Source organism: Streptomyces sp. NPDC014991 (assembly GCF_043080665.1).
Taxonomy (GTDB): Bacteria; Actinomycetota; Actinomycetes; order Streptomycetales; family Streptomycetaceae; genus Streptomyces.
In genome coordinates this window covers 493,004-510,909 of record NZ_JBIBVY010000003.1, presented here as the reverse complement: position 1 = coordinate 510,909, position 17,906 = coordinate 493,004, and the positions used below count along the sequence as shown (strand labels likewise).

Below are 17,906 nucleotides of genomic sequence, written 5' to 3'. Positions count from 1 at the left end.
CGAGTCCACCGAGACACGTCAGAAGGAATCGCGTTGCCGAGGAACGATCCACTGCCCGACACCGGAGAACCCGATCTCCGGTCGCCCCGCGGCTATCTGCTCTGGCTGCTGCGCCGGCAGGCCGGTACGGCGGCGCTCGGGGTGTTCTGGGGCTGCCTGTGGATGGCCGGCATGGGACTGACCCCGCTGGCCGTCGGCGGGGCCGTCGACGCGATCACCGACAAGGACACCGAGGGCCTCCTCGCCTGGACCGGGGTGGTCCTCGGGCTCGCCCTGGTGACCACCGCGGGCAGCGTGCTGCGGCACCGGTGCGACACCGTCGGACGGCTGAAGGCGAACTACCTGACGGTCCGTCTCGTGGTCCGGCAGGCGGTCACCCTGGGCGGCAGGCTGCACGACCGCGTGGCCGACGGTGACATGGTGACCGTCGGCACCGCCGACATCTCACGGATCGGGGCGCTGCCCGGCGCGGTGGCCCGCGGTGCCGGCAGCGCGGTCACGATCGTCGTGGTGGCCGTCGTCCTGCTGTCCACCTCGCTGCCCCTGGGGCTGCTGGTGCTGCTCGGGGTGCCCGTCCTGCTCGCGGGCACGGGTCCGCTGCTGCGCCCCCTGCACCGGCGCGTCGGACGGTACCGCGAGCTGGAGGGCGAACTGACCCGGCGGGCCTCGGACATCGTGGCGGGCCTGCGGGTGCTGCGCGGCATCGGCGGCGAGCAGGCCTTCCTGGGGCGTTACCGCACGGACTCCCAGCGGCTGCGGCAGGCCGGCGTCGAGGTCGCCAAGGTGGAGTCGGTGCTGCCCGCCGCCGAGGTGCTGCTGCCCGGGGTGCTGGTGGTGGCCGTGGTCTGGGCCGGCGCCCGGCTCGCCGTCGCCGGTGACATCTCTCCGGGCGACCTCGTGGCCGCCTACGGCTACGCGGCCTTCCTGATGCTGCCCATGCGTACCGTGACCTCGGCCGTACAGGTGATCGTCGGCGCGAACGTGGCCGCCGGGCGCGTGGTACGGGTGCTCGCCGTCGCGCCCGACCCCACGGCGGGCACGGCACCGGCCGGCCTGCCGGACGCCCCCGACCTCGTCGACGCCGCCACCGGACTGACGGCGCGCCACGGCAGGCTCACCGCCGTCGTGTCCGCCACCCCGGAGCAGAACGCCGAGATCGCGGAACGGCTCGGCCGCTACCGCGAGGGCGCGGTGACCCTGGGCGGGGTCCCGCTGGACACCCTGCCGGTGGAACAGGTGCGCCGGCACATCCTGGTGGTGCGTAACAGCGACACGCTGTTCTCGGGAGTCCTCCGCGACGAACTCGCCCCCGGCCGCACGGACGGGGAACTCGCCGCCGCGCTGCACACCGCCGGCGCCGGGGACATCGTGGACGCCCTGCCCGACGGGCTCGGCAGCGTCCTCACGGAGCAGGGCAGCACCCTCTCGGGCGGACAGCGCCAGCGGCTGCGGCTGGCCCGGGCCGTCGCGTCCGCGACGCCCGTGCTCGTCCTGGTCGATCCGACCAGCGCGGTGGACGCCCTCACCGAGGCGGGCGTCGCCCGGCGGCTACGGCAGAGCCGCGCGGGGCGGACCACCGTGGTGATGAGTTCCAGCCCGCTGCTCCTGGACCAGGCCGACGAGGTGGCCTTCGTCGTCGACGGCAAGGTGGTCGCCACCGGCGCGCACCGCGACCTCGTCGTCCGCAACCCCCAGTACGCCGACACCGTCCTGCGGGACGGAACGTGACCGGCCGCGCCCCGCGCCGGTCGTCCGGCCTCCCGCGAAGGAGTGCGCAGTGAGTCTTCCGGTAGCCGACGCCCCGGCGGTACGCCGTCATGTCCGCGAACTGGTCAGGGGCCGCGCCGGCCTGCTCGGCCGGACGGTGACCTGGTTCGTGCTCGCCACCGCGTGCGGGCTGGTCGTCCCCGCACTGCTCGGTCGCCTCGTGGAACAGGTGCAGCAGGACGTCTCCACCACCCGGGTGGACGTCATCGTCGCGGTGATCGCCGGCCTGCTGCTGCTCCAGGGTGTGTTCACCAGGACGGCACGGCTGCTCGGCGCCCGGCTCGGCGAGCAGGTGCTGGCGGACATCCGCGAGGGCTTCGTCCAACGGGTGCTGTCGCTGCCCCTGTCCGCCGTGGAGAAGGCGGGCACCGGTGACCTGCTCACCCGCGGCACCCGGGACGTGGACTCGCTGTCCAGAGCCGTGCGGATGGGGGCCCCGTCCATCCTCGTCGCGGGCCTGTCCGTGCTGCTCACCTTCGTCGCGCTGCTGGTGACGAGCCCGCTCATGGCGCTGCCGTGCCTGGTGGCCGTGCCCCTGATCGCCGGGTCGACGCGCTGGTACCTGAAGCGTGCGCGGACGGCGTATCTGGCGGAGGCGGCCGGCTACTCGGACCTGACGCAGGGGCTGGCCGAGACCGTGACGGGCGCCCGCACGGTCGAGGCGCTCGGCCTCGCCGAGCGACGGATCCGCCGTACGGACGAGGACGTCCTGCGTTCCAACGCGGCCGAGCACCGCACACTCTTCCTGCGCAGCGTGTGGTTCCCGCTGATGGACTTCGGTTACGTCCTGCCGGTGGCCTCCACGCTGCTGTGCGGCGGTCTCTTCTACATCCACGGATGGGTGAGCCTCGGCGAGGTCACCGCGGCGACGCTGTACACCCGCGCGGTGATCGATCCGCTGGACGAACTGCTCGGCTGGCTGGACGAACTCCAGGTCGGCGACGCCTCCCTGGCCCGCCTCGTCGGGGTGGGCGCCACCGCGACCGGGGACACCGGCGCCGGCCGCCGGCCGCAGGGCCGCCGGCTGGCAGCGCGCGAGGTCAGTTACGCCTACCGCGACGGTCACGACGTCGTACGTGACGTGAGCCTCAGCGTGCGGCCCGGTGAGCGGGTCGCCGTCGTCGGCCCGTCCGGCGCGGGCAAGTCGACACTCGGCCGTATCCTCGCGGGCATCCACCCGCCGCGCAGCGGGACGGTCACCATCGGCGACGTGCCGGTGGCCGAACTGCCCCTGGAGGAGCTGCGCCGGCATGTCGCGCTGGTCACCCAGGAGCACCACGTGTTCCTCGGGACGGTCCGCGACAACGTGACGCTGCCGGTGCCGGACGCGACGGACGAGCAGGTGACGACCGCGCTGGACGCGGTCGACGCCGGCGACTGGGTGCGCGGGCTGCCCGGGGGGCTCGACACCGGGATCGGCCCGGGCGGCCACGAGGTCTCCCCCGCCCAGGCCCAGCAGCTGGCGCTCGCCCGGCTGGTCCTCGCCGATCCGCACACGCTGGTGCTGGACGAGGCCACCTCGCTGCTCGATCCACGCGCGGCCCGGCACCTGGAACGTTCCCTGGCGGCCGTGCTGCGCGGCCGTACCGTCATCGCCATCGCCCACCGGCTGCACACCGCGCACGACGCCGACACCGTCCTCGTCATGGAGGACGGCCGCGTCACGGAGCGGGGCGGCCACGACGAACTGGTCGCCGCCGGCGGGGCCTACGCGGCCCTGTGGGACTCCTGGCACGGCCGGACCCCCGAAACCCCCCGTACCTGAGCACACCCAAACCCTCCGGCAGCGGAACACGAACCGGATCAGGAGAGTGACGTGAAACCGGACACCACCCACATCGTCGATGCCCCGGCGGTCGCCACGGTCGTCAGCGAGGTCGGCCTCGGCCGGCTGTACGACCTGGCGATCGAACGGCTGACCGAGGTACTCACTTCGAGCGGTCCCGCTCGCGCCGAGATGAAGACGCGCGACGGGTTCCTGCTCACCACCCCCAGGCTGGGGCTGCTCGAATGGATGCCGGCGGTCCGCCACGGCACGACCGTCTCCATGAAGCTGGTGGGCTACAACCCGCACAACCCCGTCAAGAACCAGCTCCCCACCATCCTCTCCACCCTGCTCGCCTTCGACGTCGAGTCCGGGCACCTGCGCGCGATCGTGGACGGCACGTTCGCGACGGCGATACGGACGGGGGCCGCGTCCGCGCTGGCCTCACGGGCGCTGGCCCGTCCCGACAGCAGCGTGCTGGGGCTCATCGGCTGCGGCGCCCAGGCGGTGACACAGCTGCACGCCCTCGCCCGGGCCTTCCCGCTGACCGAGGTCCTGGTGTGCGACACCGACATCCGGGCGGAGAGCACCTTCGCGGCCCGGGCGCGCATGCCCGACGGACTGGTCCGGGTGGCCGAGCCGGCGGAGGTGGAGGAGCGCGCCGACATCCTGTGCACGGCGACCTCCGTCGCCCCGGACCAGGGGCCGGTGCTCCAGGGCACGTCCCTGCGGCCCTGGGTGCACATCAACGCGGTGGGCTCGGACATGCCCGGCAAGACCGAACTGCCCCTGGAGCTGCTGCGCGACGCCGTCGTCGTCCCCGACCACCGGGAGCAGGCGATGGCGGAGGGCGAGTGCCAGCGGCTGCGTCCGGAGGAGATCGGCCCCTCGCTCACGGAGCTGCTGACGGACCCCTCCCGGCAGCCGGAACTCCGCGACCGGCGCACCGTCTACGACTCGACCGGGCTGGCGCTCCAGGATCTCGTGATGGTGGAGCTGCTGGAGGAACTGGCCCGGGAAACGGGGGCGGGACACCGGCTCGTGATCGAGGCGACCGCGCACGACCCGCAGGACCCCTACTCGTTCCTGCCCGAATCGGTCTCGCGGGCGCCATGGCCCGCGCAGGAGGTGTGACCCCGTGCCCCAGCCCACCGACCGCCGGGACCCGCCCGGCGGCAACCGGCACCCGGAGCACCGCGGGCCGGTCGTGAACATCGGTGTCCGCACGGTCCTGGACCTCGTCGACCGGGAGACGGCGGCCCGTCCGGACGCCTGGGCGGTGTGCGAACAGGGCCGGCGCCCGGTGTCGTACGCGGAACTGGACCGGCTCGCGGACACCGTGGCCGCCCATCTGGCCGGCACGTTCGGGGTCGGCCCCGGGGACACCGTGCTGATCGCCGCGCGGGCGGGCGTGGACTTCACCGCGGTGGTCCTCGGAACCCTGCGGGCGGGCGCGGCCTATCTGCCCGTGGACATGACGTATCCGCGCGAGCGGATCGAGCAGATCCTGCGCGCCGGCAGCGCCCGGCTCACGGTCCTGGACGAGGGGCTGCCCGGCGGGGCCGTGGAGCACCCGGCCACCGCGTCGACCACGCTGACCCGGCTGCTCGCGGAGTACCCGGGCCCCCCGCCGGCACGCCCCCGCATCGCCTCCGAGGACACCGCCTACGTCATCTTCAGCTCCGGTTCGACCGGCGCGCCGAAGGGCATCGTGCAGACGCACCGGTGCCTGGCCAACCTGGCGGCCTGGCAGGCGAACGGGTCCGGTCTCGGCCGGGAGCGCAGGGTGCTGCAGTGCGCGCCGCTCACCTTCGACGTCTCGGTCCAGGAGATCTTCTACACCCTGGCCTCCGGCGGCTGCCTGTACGTCCCGCACCCCGACGTACGGCGTGACCCGCGCGACCTGGTCGAGTACGTCATCGGCGAGCGGATCGAGGTGGTCGACTTCCCGCAGTCCCTCATCGACATCCTCATGTCGCTGCCCACCACCCTCGAACACGCTCCGGCGCTGCGCCACATCATCAGCGCCGGCGAGACGGTACGGGTCACACCGGCGCTGGAGGGGCTGCTCACCAGGCGTCCCGAGGTCACCCTGCACAACCACTACGGGCCCGCCGAGAACCACATGGTGACGAGCCATTCGATGAGCGCGGAGCGGGGAAACCTGGAACCCCGTCCGCCGGTCGGGTCACTGGTGTGGAACACCTACATCCGCATCCTGGACGAGGAGCAGGCACCCGTGCCCGACGGGGAGGTCGGCGAGGTGTACATCGGCGGGGTGGGGGTGGCCCGCGGTTACACGGATCCGGACCTCACCCGGGCCGTCTTCGTGGAGGACCCCTTCCTGCCCGGGGCCCGGCTGTACCGCACGCGGGACCGGGGCGTCTGGCGGGCCGACGGGACGCTCGGGCTCCTGGGGCGGATCGACGACCTGATCAAGATCCGCGGCAACGCGGTGGAGCCCCGGGAGCCGGAATCCCGGCTCACCGCGCTCCCCGGGGTCAAGGACGCGGCGGTGTTCGGGGTGGCGCGGGCCGACGGTGGCACCGAGCTGCACGCGGCGCTCACCGGCGATCCGCCGCCGGCACAGGAGCTGCGTCGCGCGCTGCTCGCCGTGCTGCCGGACTACATGGTCCCGGTGCGCTGGTGGGTGACGGACGAGCTGCCCTACTCGGCCAACGGCAAGCTGGACCGCAGGGCCCTGCCCGGGCCGGGGGCCAGACAGCTCGCCGTGGTCCCTCACCAGGCGAACGTCTCCCGGTAGCCGCGCTTCTCGATGCAGTACGTGCGGAACGCCTCCGCCTTGGCGACCATGACCTCGTCGCCGGTGCGCCGTGCGGCCTCGGCATACCAGTCGAAGGCGGCGGTCGCCGGCGCGCGCCGCTCGAAGTGCAGCGCGGCGAACCGGCGGAAGGAGGCACGCATGGTCGCCCGGGTCAGCTGCGGGCCGGAGCCGATGAGTTCCTCGACGTCGGCCTCGGTCACCTCGGGGAGGTCGAGGATCCGCACGGGTTGCGCCGCCGGGACGTCGTTGCGGATCCCGACCGGCTCGGCGGCGCCGGCGAAGTCGAGGCAGAGGGAGAGCCGGGCGGGGCCCGCGCTGCTGCGTGCCGAATGCGGGTCGGTGGTGTGTATCTTCCAGACCTCGCCGCGGCGGAGGTGGTAGACGAGGTCGTTCTCGGAATGCAGGGATTCCTCACCGGTACGCAGCGGAATCTGCACCCGGGTGCCGGGTTCCGTGAATTCCAGGAAGTCCACGTGCGGAGCGAGAATTCCGTCGGCGAGGCTGAAGATACGCACCCACTGGAGTCGGTCCAGCGGAAAGTGCTCGGCCACCAGGGACATGATGCCGGGCAGTTTCCTGCCCAGATCGGTGAGGGTCAGGCGGTCGCCGTGCGGGCGGAACGCGGTGTCGGACTCGGCGCCGCTGCCGTTGGCCAGCACATGGGCCGACCACGAACCGAAGGTGAAGGCGTCGTACTCGCCTCCGGCGTCGTGCTGGTCCACGAGGGCCAGCTCCGTTTCCAGGTCGTAGGAGTCGATGGGCAATACCGCAAGTCGCTGGGACTTGAGCAAGGCAATCCCCCTTCACCAGAAGGTGACATGACGCGCTGAACATATGCCGGCGCCTTCCGCTCGCCACCATAACCCGACAGAGATACGAGGGCAATGACAGCAATCTCCGCCGGACGGAAGGTCATTGACAAGATCTGGAGTGTTTGTGCAGGGTTTTTTTCCGCAGAGTTCTGCCGTCACGGAGTGGAATCATGACTGACCTCACCAAGGATCTGTGCCGGCTGTTCGCGCGGGCACTCGAGCTGGAGTACGTGACCGACGACACGGACTTCTACCTCGCCGGCGGACACAGTCTGTCGGCGCTGGCCCTCGCCGTGTCCGTCGAGGAGGCCGTCGGGGTTCCGGTCCGCGTCCGCGACATCCTCGAGTGCGCCACCCCTGAGCTGCTGGCCGCCCGTCTGGCCGAGGCACGCGGCGGGGCGGCCGGCCCCGGGACGCGGACCGGCACCGGCACCGAAAGCGTTCCGCGGACCTCGCCGGAGGCTCGGCGGGCGCAGGACGGCGAGGTGCCGGAGTCCGTGCGCTGGCTGTGGCTGGCGCGTCAGAACGAGCACGGCGGCGGCGCCTACACCGTGCCGTGTCTGCTGCGCGGCGAGGGGGAGCTGGACGTCGACCGCCTCGCCTCGGCCGTCGCCTCCCTGCCGGGCCGCCACCCGGCGCTGCGGACCGTCTTCGTGGAACGGCAGGGTACCGTCCGGGCCGTCGTGACGGAGCGGACGGCCCCGCTGGACGTGGTGGACCTGCGCGGCGAGCCCCTCACCGACGAGGAGTTCGAGGCGCTCGTCCACGACCGCGTCGAAGTCCCGTTCGACCTGACGGAGGGGCCGCTCTTCCGCTCGACGCTGTTCCTGCGGCCGGACGGCGCCTGGTCGCTGCTCTTCACGGCCGATCACCTGGTGTGCGACGGCCGGTCGCTGACGGTCCTGGCGGCCGAACTGGTGGCCGCCTACCGGCAGGACGGCACCCCGCCCCCGGCACCGGCCCCCGGGCTGCGCCCGGCCCCGCGCCCGCGGGAGGAGTCGCTCGCGCACTGGCGGGACCTGCTCACTCCCCCGCCGGCCCCGCTGCTCCTGCCCGTGGACCATCCCCGGCGCGGACCGGCCGGCGCGGTGACGGACACGGTGCCCCTGGACATCGGACCCGGGGTCACCGCCCGCCTTCAGTCGCTGGCCTCGACCGCGCACGCCGGTCTCTTCGCGCCGCTCGCCGCCGCCGTGGCGAGCGGTCTGGGCGGGCTCACCCGGACCGACGACGTCTGTCTGGGCACCCCCGTGGACCGCCGCTCGCCGCTCGGCCTGGACGGCGCCGTGGGTTTCCACGTCGCGACGGTCCCGCTGCGGCTCGACCTGGCCGGCCGGGACGACCCGGCCGGCCTGGTGCGCCATGTGGCGGCGCGGACGGCGGACGCCCTCGACCACAGCGAGGTCGCCTTCGACGAGCTGGTCGCGACCCTGGACCCGCCCCGGCCGGCGGGGCGCGGCCCCTTCTTCGACGTGTGGGTCGCCCTGTTCCCGCGCATCGACACCGGCCCCGCCGGGCCGCGGGGCATCGCGCTGCGCGGTGGCCCCTTCCTGCAACGGCGGGGCATGTTCGAGCTGTCGTTCCAGTTCGTCGAACAGGAGCGGGGGCTGCGGCTGTGCCTCCAGTACGACACCGGGCGCTACAACCGGGACACGGCCGAACAGATCGCCGGCCGGGTCCTCGCCGAACTCGGCCGTCTCGCCGGGGAGCCCGGAGAGCCGGCGCAGCCGTCGAGCGGCCCGCCCGCCCCGGCCTTCCAGGGTTTCCGCTTCGACACGTGACCCGGCCCCGACCTCATCCGAGTGAACAGGAGACACCCATGACCACGACGCCCACGTCCGCGTCGACGTCCGTGCCCGAACCGACCGGGCCGACCGAGCTGCGGCTGACGCCCGACGAGGCCGCCGAGACGGAACGGCTGGCCCTGGAGCTGGCCGCGGAGCACTCCTCGGCGGACAGCGAGAGCCTGCTCCAGGACCTGCCGTTGCTGGCCGCCCGGCTGCCGGAGCGGGTGCGCAGGTTCCTGCGCGCCTTCCAGCTGGACCAGGGGGACGGCTACTGCGCCATCAGCGGGCATGCGGTGGACGACGACAGGATCGGCCCCACCCCGGCGCACTGGCGCGACGAGCAGCGCGTCCACCGCGAACTGCCCGAGGAAATCCTGCTGTTGCTGTACGCCTCGCTGCTCGGTGAGCCGTTCGGCTGGTCGACCCAGCAGGACGGCCACCTGGTCAACGACGTCTTCCCCATCAAGGAGTACGAGACCCTGCTGCTCGGCACGGGCAGCAGGACGGCGCTCACCCTGCACACGGAGGACGCCTTCCACCCCTACCGCGCGGACTACATCATCCTGGCCGCGCTGCGCAATCCGGATCGGATACCCGTGGTCGTGGCGGAAGCCGACTTCACCACGCTGCCGGCGGACGTGGTCGACGTCCTCTTCGACAACCGTTTCCAGATCATCTCCGACGACTCGCACCTGCCGCACAACAACACGGTCCGCACGCCGGAGGATCAGCGGATCTTCGACAACATCTCACGGCTGATCAACGGTCTCGGCCGGGTCCCGGTGCTCTTCGGGTCCCGGACCGATCCCCTGCTGTGCTTCGACGCCACGCACATGTCGGCGCCCGAGGACGATCCCGAGGCGGTACGGGCGTTCGCCGCGGCGCACGAGCTGCTGACCCACGGCACCCGTCCCCGCGCCCTGGACGCCGGCACGTTCGTCTTCCTCAACAACCACCGTGTCGTACACGGCCGCAGTTCCTTCACCGCGCGCTACGACGGCACGGACCGCTGGCTCAAGCGTGTCAACGTCACCCACGACCTGCGCAAGTCGCGCGGTCTGCGGCGCTCCGTCGGTGCCCGGCTCATCGGCTGAGGCGGGGGGCCGGGCGTCGGCGCGCCCGGCCCCGGCGTCACGCCCGGGGCACCGTGGCGGCGCGGCACACACCGGCCACCGTGGGCTCGTCGAAGAAGTCGTCCAGCTCCACCTGCACGCCGAGCCGGTTCTCCAGCTCGATGACGAGGAGCGCGGCGGCGAGGCTGTGCCCGCCCAGCTCGAAGAAGTCGTCCTCCGGGCCCACCGAGGACACGCCGAGCACCTCGGCGAACAGTTCCGTGACCTGGGTGGTGAGGCCGCCGCCGGCCTGCTTCCCGGGCGTGGGCACGGCCGGTGCGGGTGCGCCGGGCGCGGCGGTGGCCCCCAGCAGTTCTCCGGCCCGGCTCGCCAGGGCGGCCCGGTCCACCTTGCCGTTGCGGGTGAGCGGCATGTCCTCGAGCCGCTCGACCCGGCTGGGCACCATGTGACCTGGCAGGACGCGGCGGACCTCGGCGCGTACCCCGTCCGGGTCGGCGTCGCCGGTCAGGAAGGCGACGAGCACCAGCGAGCCGTCGGCGCCGGGGGCGGCCAGGGCGACGGCGGAGGCGACGCCCGGCAGGGAGCAGAGTCCCGCTTCCACGTCGCCGAGTTCCACACGGTTGCCGCGGATCTTGACCTGGCTGTCGCCACGGCCGAGGAACTCCACGCCGGCGGGCGTCCACCAGCCGCGGTCCCCCGTGCGGTAGCGCCGGCCGCCGGGCAGCTCGGCCGCCTCGGTGAAGAGCCGCTCGGTCAGATCGGGATCGTTCACGTAGCCGTCGGCCAGGCCGGGGCCGGCCAGATGGATCTCTCCGGGGAACCCGGGCGGCAGCCGGCGGCCCCGCTCGTCGAGCACCTCCAGGACGGTGGTGTCGATGGGCCGGCCCACGGGGAAGCCGTGCCGGGGCTGCTCGGCGCAGTCGTAGGCGGTCGCGCCGACCGAGTTCTCCGTCGGGCCGTACTCGTTGACCAGCCGGACGCCGGGCAGCCGCTGGAAGTGGCGGGCGACGAGTTCGGCGGGGCACGCCTCGCCGGCCACGGTGACCAGGCGCAGCGAGCCCGGTGCGGCCAGCGCGTCGAGCAGGACGCGGTACAGCGACGGCACCAGGGTGATGTGCGTGGCGCGGTGAGTGCTGACCAGGTCCCCGACACGCTGCGGCACCAGCCGGTCGGACTCCGGCAGGAGCAGCAGGGTGCCGCCGGCGCCGAGGACGGAGAACAGGTCGGAGACGGAGCTGTCGAACGAGAACGAGGGCACCTGGACGAGCCGGGTTCCGGCGTCCAGTTCGTGGTAGCGCCGCTTCCAGGACAGGTATCCGGCGATGGCGGAGTGCCGGACCGCGACGCCCTTGGGGGTGCCGGTGGAGCCGGAGGTGTAGATGACGTAGGCGGGGTCGTCCGGACCGGGGAGGGCGGGCAGGGCCGGTCCCCGCGTGCCGGTCTCCGTCGTCCCGGCGAGCGCGTCGGCCGTCAGCACGGGCACCGGGCTTCCGGTGAGCAGCTCGGTGTCGTCGCTCACCACGGCCGCGCAGGCCGCGTCGTCGAGGACGAACCGGAGGCGTTCGGCGGGGAGTCCGGGGTCCAGTGGTACGTAGGCCGCGGCGGCGCGCAGGACGCCGAGGATGACGGCCACGGCGTTCGGGCTCTTGGGCAGCGCGGTCGCCACCCGGTCACCGGGCCGCACTCCGGCCGTGGCGAGCCGGCGGGCCACCGCCTCGGCCCGGGCCGCGAGTTCGGCGTAGGTGAGGCGCTGGTCGCCGTCCACCACGGCGACGGCGTCCGGTGTCGCGCGCACCCGGTCCATGAAGGGCCCCAGCAGGGTGTCCGGTGTGGGCTCCGGCTTGAAACCGGCGCGTTCCCAGCGGGCCACCTCGGCACCGTCCTCGGGTGCCGTCGGCTCGACGGCGGCGCAGGCGGTGCCGGGCTCGGCGAAGGCGGCCAGCACGGTCACCAGGGAGCGGAGCACCACCGCGGCCCACCAGGCGTCCAGGCGCCCGGTGTCGAAGCCGGCGTGCAGCGTGCGGCCGCCGTCCGGTGCCTCGCGCAGGCTCACCACGAGGGCGGTGCCGGCGTGCGGCGCGGGCGGCAGCCGGTCGGAACGCACGAGAAGGGAGAAGGGCAGGCCTGGGTCGTCGGCGGCCACGGTGTCCGCCCCCCGCAGCGCGGTGTCGACGGCGAGCACCAGGTCCCGCAGGGGTGCGTCCTCGGGGGTGGTGACGGCGCAGACGGTCGTGCCCCGTGGTCCGGCCACGGCGAGCACGGGTTCGGGCGCGTCCTCCGCCGCGCGCAGGACCAGCGCGGCGGCGGCGGTGAGGACGACGAGTTCCTCCAGGGGGCGTTCTCCGGCCACCCGGCGCAGGCCCTCGCGGGCGGCGGGCGTCAGCTTCTCGGTGAGTTCGCCGCGTCCGCTGTGCCCGGCTTCGGTGAGCCTGGCCCGCAGGGGTGTCGGAGTCGGCGCCGCGGTGGGGCGGGGTACGTTTTCGAAGCTCATGACGGGTCCTCAAGGGGATCGGGGCCGGGCCCCGCACGGCGCGGGTTTCGCCTCGCAGGCCCACGTGGCCGCGGCTGTCTCCGAGGCTCGGAACGGTCTTGTGCCTGGCATACGGAATCGGACAGGGTGTTTACGTGCCGGGGATTCCGGCAGGAGGAGGAACGGGGGCCGCCTTGTGAGGCGCACCACGCGGAAGCGCGCCGTTTTCACCGGCCGGGTGCGGCGGCCGGACGCGCCCGGAGCACCGGACGGGCGGCCGCGGGACAGTTCCCGGAAAGGCCCCTCGAGGAACTCGATATGCACCCGTACCCGGAGACGGGCGGTTTCTCATTTCGCCGCCGGCTTCCCGGCGGGGAGTTCTGCGGGAGTTCACGTCAGCTTCCGGGAATGACACCGAGAAAGACGAACAGGAGCTGCTCTATTACTTGTCGGGCGGGCCTGGAACGACTTTCCCATTGTGCCGTCCCCTACTTCCCGAACCCGGAAGGAGTCATCGTCTTCGCAGGTCAGAAGCCCCGAGACCGGCACATCTGGCATTCGATCGGCCTGTGTCCCGGTCATCACCACAGCTCCGGTATTACACTCACGAGTGCCGCCGAACTCGACATACCGCACCGCCCCCGCATGTCGGACTTTCCGCGTTTGCCCCCTCCCGTATCACCAGGTGTTCGGACAACGAGCATAGCAGCGGAACGGATCTTGACACAGCCCCTGTTCCGCCCCGCGACCCCTCGTCAGATTTTCCTGGAAAACGCTTGGCTGACACTCGTCACTATGGCACGCTCGGACGGAGAAGGTCACGAGCTTCGCCCTACGAGGGGCAGGGAGCGCGGAATCCCGGGCTCTCGCCTTCGTTTCCTCGTCCCGCGCGGGCCGACCACCCGCAGGAATGACGAAAGGACCGCACGTCCATGACGCCCGCAATCGAGGCATTCTCTCCACTCGGCCGGGACGACCGCTTCACCGGGAGCCGGACGCCCGCCCCCGAAGGCCTCGACGCACGGTGGACGGCGAGGCATGCCGCGCCCGGGCGGAACACGGCGTCCGCGTCCTGTCGCCGCACCGGTCCGCGGACATCCGGCCTGACGCCGGGCGCGAGACCGTGCCCGCCGGCCCGGTGAGCGCCCCCTCGGCAAGGGGCTCCCGCCCGGACGTACGGTCCCGCTCGTCGGCGCCCGCGGTGCCGGCGGGTCCTCGCTGACGCCACACCCGTACCTGCACAACCGCACGCCCCGCGGCAGACCCCGGTGGCGGTCGCCGCCCGGGAGGGACACGGATCCCGTGCGAGCCGCGCCGGCCGGGCCGCGACAGCACAGCCGGACCGCCGCCCGGGAGAACCGGCGCGTCCGCGCCCGCCGTCGTGTGTGCTGAGCCGCCGTCCCGCCGCCGAACCCGCGTCACGGTGCTGGTGGTTGCCGGCACCGGACCCACGGGCCCGCTCCCGGCCGGCCACGCCGTCCCCGCCCCGGCCCCGGCCCGAGTAGCCGTCCTGATGGTCCGCAGGCGCGGGCCGCCGTGCCGGCCGCCCCCGCTGCCACCGGCAGTGCCGCAATCGGCGTACCCCGCCCGCGTTCCCGGCGGCCGGGGCGCCCCTGGCAGAGGAGATCCTGATGACCGTTGCCGATGGCCGAGCACGGGTGACCGTCGCGCTCGGCGACGAGACCAGTGCCGCGCTGCGCGCGCTGTGCGCCTCGGTGGGCGCGGAGGTGCCGACGGCGGTCCCCGCGCTGCTGCGTGTCCTGCTGCACCGGCTGACCCCGGACACGGCCGTCCCCGTCCGGGCCGTACTGCCCGGCGGCGAGGTGCCCCTGGGCACGCCCCTCGACGCGGACGCCGGCTTCCGGGCCTGCCTGCGGGCCGAGCAGCGGGCCGTCGAGGCCGCCGTCGGACGCGCGGCCCTGTCCGGCACCGCCTTCACGGCGGACGGACTCGGCCGGCAGGCCGTCCTCACCGGCCGGCTGGACCCGGACGCGGGACGCATCGCGGTGACCGTGCGCAGCGACACGGCCGACGCCCGCGCCGCCCGGCGCACCGCGGGCCGGCTCGCCGGACTGGCCGCGGAGGTGTGCGCCGCGCCGGACACCCCGGTGCGTCTGCTCCCCGTGCTGCCGGCAGGCCGGCGGGACGACCTGCTCGCGCTCGGCACCGGCCCGCACCAGAACCTCCCGGCCGAGCGCACCGTCCTCGACCTGTTCGCCGAGCAGGTCGTCGCGCGGCCCGACGCCACCGCCGTCATCTGCGGTGACCGTGCCTACGGTTACGCGGAACTGGACGGCATGGCCGACCGGCTGGCAGCGCGGCTGGCAGCGGCGGCACCGACCGGGCCCGAGCGGGTCGTCGCCCTGCTGTGCGCGCGCACCGAGTGGATGCTGGTGTCCCTGCTCGCCATCCTCAAGACCGGTTCCGCCTTCCTGCCGTTGGACCCGGAACAGCCCGAACTCCGGGTGCGCGAGCTCCTCTCCGACAGCGGGGCCACAGCGGTGCTCGCCGACGCCACCCGGGCCGAGCCGCTGTCCGGCGCACCGCAGCCGGTCGTGGTCCTCGGCCGGGACACCGCCACCGGAGGGGCCCGGCCGCGGTTCCCCGCGGCGGGCCCAGAGGATCTGGCGTACGTCGTCTACACCTCCGGCTCCACCGGCTCCCCCAAGGGAGTCATGGTCGAGCACCTGGGCATCCTCAACACGGTCCGCTACCGCATCGACCACTACGGCCTCGGCCCGCACTCCCGAGTCCTCCAGGTCGACCCGGTGCACGCCGACGCGGGCATCTCCGACGTACTGTCCGCGCTCTGCTCCGGGGCGCCCCTGGTGGTCCTGGAGCGGGAGCAGCTCATCGACCCCGACGAGGTCGCCGCCGTCATCCGGCGCGAGAACGTGACCCATGTGCAGACCGTGCCCAGCCTGTACCAGCTGATCCTGGACTACGCCGGGGACCGGCTGCCGTCCCTGCGCCAGGTCGTCCTGGGCGGCGAGCGGCTCACCGCGGCCCTGGCGGACCGGCACCATCAGCTGCTGCCCGACGCCGAGTTGTTCAACGAGTACGGCCCTTCCGAGGACAGTGTCGCCACCACCCTCGTCCGGGTGCGGGCCGGTGGCGGGGAGCCGCCCGTGGGCCGGCCGTTCCCCAACAAGACGGTGGACCTGCTCGACGAACACGGCGAACTGGTGCCGTTCGGCGCCCCGGGGGAGATCTGCGTCGGAGGCATCGGGCTGGCCCGCGGCTACCTCGGCGACGAGCGCAGGACCGGGGAACGGTTCGTGGCGAACCCGGTGCGCGCCGGCCGGCGGATGTACCGCACCGGCGACCTGGGGCGGTGGCTGCCCGACGGAAACCTTCTCTGCCTGGGCCGCATCGACGACCAGGTGCAGATCCGCGGCCACCGGGTGGAGCCCGGGGAGGTCACCGAGACACTGGCCGGAGCGCCCGGAGTACGCGGCGCGGCCGTCGTGGCGGTGCCGGGCACCGCCGGGGACGGCGCCCACCGCCTCGTCGCCTATGTCGTGGGCGACGGCGAGCCCGCCCGGCTGCGGGCGTACCTCGCCGGCCGGCTGCCCGCCCACATGGTCCCCGACGCCTACGTCACGGTGCCGGCACTCCCGGTCACCTCCATCGGCAAGCTGGACCGCTCCGCGCTGCCCGCCCCGCCCGAACCCGGGGAGAGCGCCGGCGGGACGCCGGAGACCGGGATGACCGCGGCCGAACTCCGCGTGGCCGGCGTGTGGTCGACGGTGCTGGGCCACCCCGTGCACCGGCTGGACGCCGACCTGTTCGCGCTGGGCGGCCACAGCCTCACCGCGGCGCGCATCGCCAAGGAGCTGGGCGTGGCGGTCAGTACGGTGTTCGCCCGCCCGACGGTACGCCGGCTGGCGGAGGTGCTCCCGGACAGCGCGCCGGAGCCGGCGGTGTCCCCGGCCCCTGGCCCGGCCCCGGCCGTCGAGGGTGCCTTCCCCCTGTCCCGGGCACAGCGAAGGGTCTGGCTGACCTCGCGCCGCACCCACGCGGACCGGTTCGTCATCGCGGACCTCGTCCGCACGGGCCGCTCCCTCTCCCCCGACACGCTGCGCACGGCGCTCACGGCCGTCGTCGAGCGCCAGGAACTGCTGCGGGCGCAGGTGCTGCCCTCCGGGGCGACCGCCGGGCTGACCGTCCTGGACCGGCTCCCCGGGGGCGTGCCGCTGCGCGTGACCGAGCTGCCGGACGCCGAGCCCGACGGACCGGCCGTCCGCGAGGCCCTGCGCCGCGCCCGCGCCGTGACCTTCGACCTGGAGCGGGCCCCGCTGTTCGAGGTGTGCCTGATCAAGGGCCCGGCCGGCGGCGACCTGCTCACGGTCAGCGCCCACCATCTGATCTACGACGGCGCCAGTGTGAACGTGCTCCTCGACGACCTTTTCGCCGCGTACGACGCGGTGGAGCGGCACGGCGGTGACCGACGGCCCGTACCGGGCTACCAGTACCGCGACTGGGCCGCCGAGGAACAGGCCTGGCTCGACTCGCAGGAGGCCGCGCGGCAGGAGGCGTTCTGGCGGGAGCGGCTGGCGGGGGTGCGGCCCGCCCCCGACCTGGTGGACGCCACGCGCCGGGGCAGGCGCCGGGGACTCGCCGGACTCGCGCGGCGCACGCTCCCGGCCGAGGCGGTCCAGGGCTCCCCGGCGACGCCGTACGCCGTCGTGGTGACCGCGTTCACCGCTCTGCTCCACCGGGCGACCGGGGCGACGGATCTGGTGCTGGGCTTCCCCGCGAGCCTGCGGGACGGCCCGGCCGCCGACGCGCTGGTCGGCTACTTCGCCAACGCGGTGCCGCTGCGCCTTCAGTTCGGGCCGCGGGACGGTCTGGGCGAGCTGCTGGAGCATGTGGGCACGCGCGTCGTGGAGGCGTACGAGCACGCCCGGCTGCCCTTCGACGCCCTGGTCGAGCGCCTCGGCATCGGTGCGCGGCCCGGTCGCAGCGTCCTGCTCGACTGGGGCGTCAGCTGGGAGAACGCGTCCGTCGGCGGTCCGTCCTGGCAGGTCGAGGACGTCCTGGCCGACGACCTGCCCGCCGACAGCGACCTGTGGCTGTACGCGAGTGTCCGCGGCGACCTGTTGCACCTGGACCTGACCTACGACCGGCAGCTGGTGACCCAGGACGAGGCGGCGGGCTTCGCGGACGATCTGGTGGGGCTGGTGTCCGCCGTGGTGAGCGAACCGCGGACGCCGGTGGGCGAGGCCCGGAGCCTGCCGGCGGAGGAGGAGGACGTATGGGGCGCGACGTCCTACGACTTCTGACCCCCCGGCCCGCCCGGGGGGCCGGGGACCGGACCGCCCGGTCCGGGTGGGGGGGGGGGGGGCCGGGGGGGGGGGCCCCCCCCCGCCCGGGGCGGGGGGGGGGGGGGGGGGGGGGCCCACCCGGGGCGCCCCGCCGGCCCGCGCCCCCGGCCCGCGCGTTGG

The 17,906-nt window shown here is 74.0% G+C and carries 9 protein-coding genes; 7 read left to right on the top strand and 2 right to left on the bottom strand.

Annotated features, from left to right (window positions below):
* Nucleotides 1–33 precede the first annotated feature (33 nt).
* The 4 genes from ACF1BE_RS08530 to ACF1BE_RS08515 are packed head-to-tail and all read left to right on the top strand — an operon-like array spanning nt 34 to nt 6,296.
* Nucleotides 34–1,728 carry an ABC transporter transmembrane domain-containing protein gene (locus ACF1BE_RS08530; protein ID WP_392198199.1) on the top strand — a complete coding sequence of 565 codons (1,695 nt, stop codon included), beginning with the start codon at nt 34–36 and terminating at the stop codon, nt 1,726–1,728.
* A gap of 49 nt (nt 1,729–1,777) precedes the next feature.
* Nucleotides 1,778–3,532 (top strand): ABC transporter ATP-binding protein, encoded by a 1,755-nt coding sequence (locus tag ACF1BE_RS08525; RefSeq protein WP_392198198.1) that lies wholly within the window; start codon nt 1,778–1,780, stop codon nt 3,530–3,532.
* Between the two features lie 51 nt (nt 3,533–3,583).
* A complete protein-coding gene (locus ACF1BE_RS08520; protein WP_392198197.1) occupies nt 3,584–4,666 on the top strand; it encodes an ornithine cyclodeaminase family protein in 1,083 nt (360 codons plus the stop codon).
* A 4-nt stretch (nt 4,667–4,670) separates the two neighbouring features.
* Nucleotides 4,671–6,296 (top strand): amino acid adenylation domain-containing protein, encoded by a 1,626-nt coding sequence (locus ACF1BE_RS08515; protein WP_392198196.1) that lies wholly within the window; start codon nt 4,671–4,673, stop codon nt 6,294–6,296.
* On the opposite strand, the gene ACF1BE_RS08510 is transcribed toward ACF1BE_RS08515, so the two are convergent.
* Entirely contained in the window at nt 6,272–7,081 is an 810-nt protein-coding gene (locus ACF1BE_RS08510; RefSeq protein ID WP_392198195.1) for a putative nonproteinogenic amino acid hydroxylase, read from the bottom strand. The genes ACF1BE_RS08515 and ACF1BE_RS08510 overlap by 25 nt on opposite strands.
* Nucleotides 7,082–7,299: 218 nt before the next feature.
* Here ACF1BE_RS08510 and ACF1BE_RS08505 point away from each other — a divergent pair, with 218 nt between their 5' ends.
* Both ACF1BE_RS08505 and gntD read left to right on the top strand, forming a co-directional pair.
* On the top strand, nt 7,300–8,910 hold the full coding sequence (locus ACF1BE_RS08505; RefSeq protein ID WP_392198194.1) for a condensation domain-containing protein: 1,611 nt from the start codon (nt 7,300–7,302) through the stop codon (nt 8,908–8,910).
* Nucleotides 8,911–8,948: 38 nt separating this feature from the next.
* Nucleotides 8,949–10,010: a guanitoxin biosynthesis L-enduracididine beta-hydroxylase GntD gene (gene gntD / locus ACF1BE_RS08500; protein WP_392198193.1), complete on the top strand. Its 1,062-nt coding sequence runs from the start codon at nt 8,949–8,951 to the stop codon at nt 10,008–10,010.
* A 37-nt stretch (nt 10,011–10,047) separates the two neighbouring features.
* Here the strand turns inward: gntD and ACF1BE_RS08495 are convergent, their stop codons facing one another.
* Nucleotides 10,048–12,480, bottom strand: coding sequence for an amino acid adenylation domain-containing protein (locus ACF1BE_RS08495; RefSeq protein ID WP_392198192.1), 2,433 nt, complete (start codon nt 12,478–12,480; stop codon nt 10,048–10,050).
* Between the two features lie 1,610 nt (nt 12,481–14,090).
* Between ACF1BE_RS08495 and ACF1BE_RS08490 the strand changes: the two genes are divergently transcribed.
* Complete coding sequence (locus ACF1BE_RS08490) at nt 14,091–17,744, top strand: amino acid adenylation domain-containing protein (RefSeq protein WP_392198191.1); 3,654 nt, start codon at nt 14,091–14,093, stop codon at nt 17,742–17,744.
* Nucleotides 17,745–17,906: the final 162 nt, after the last annotated feature.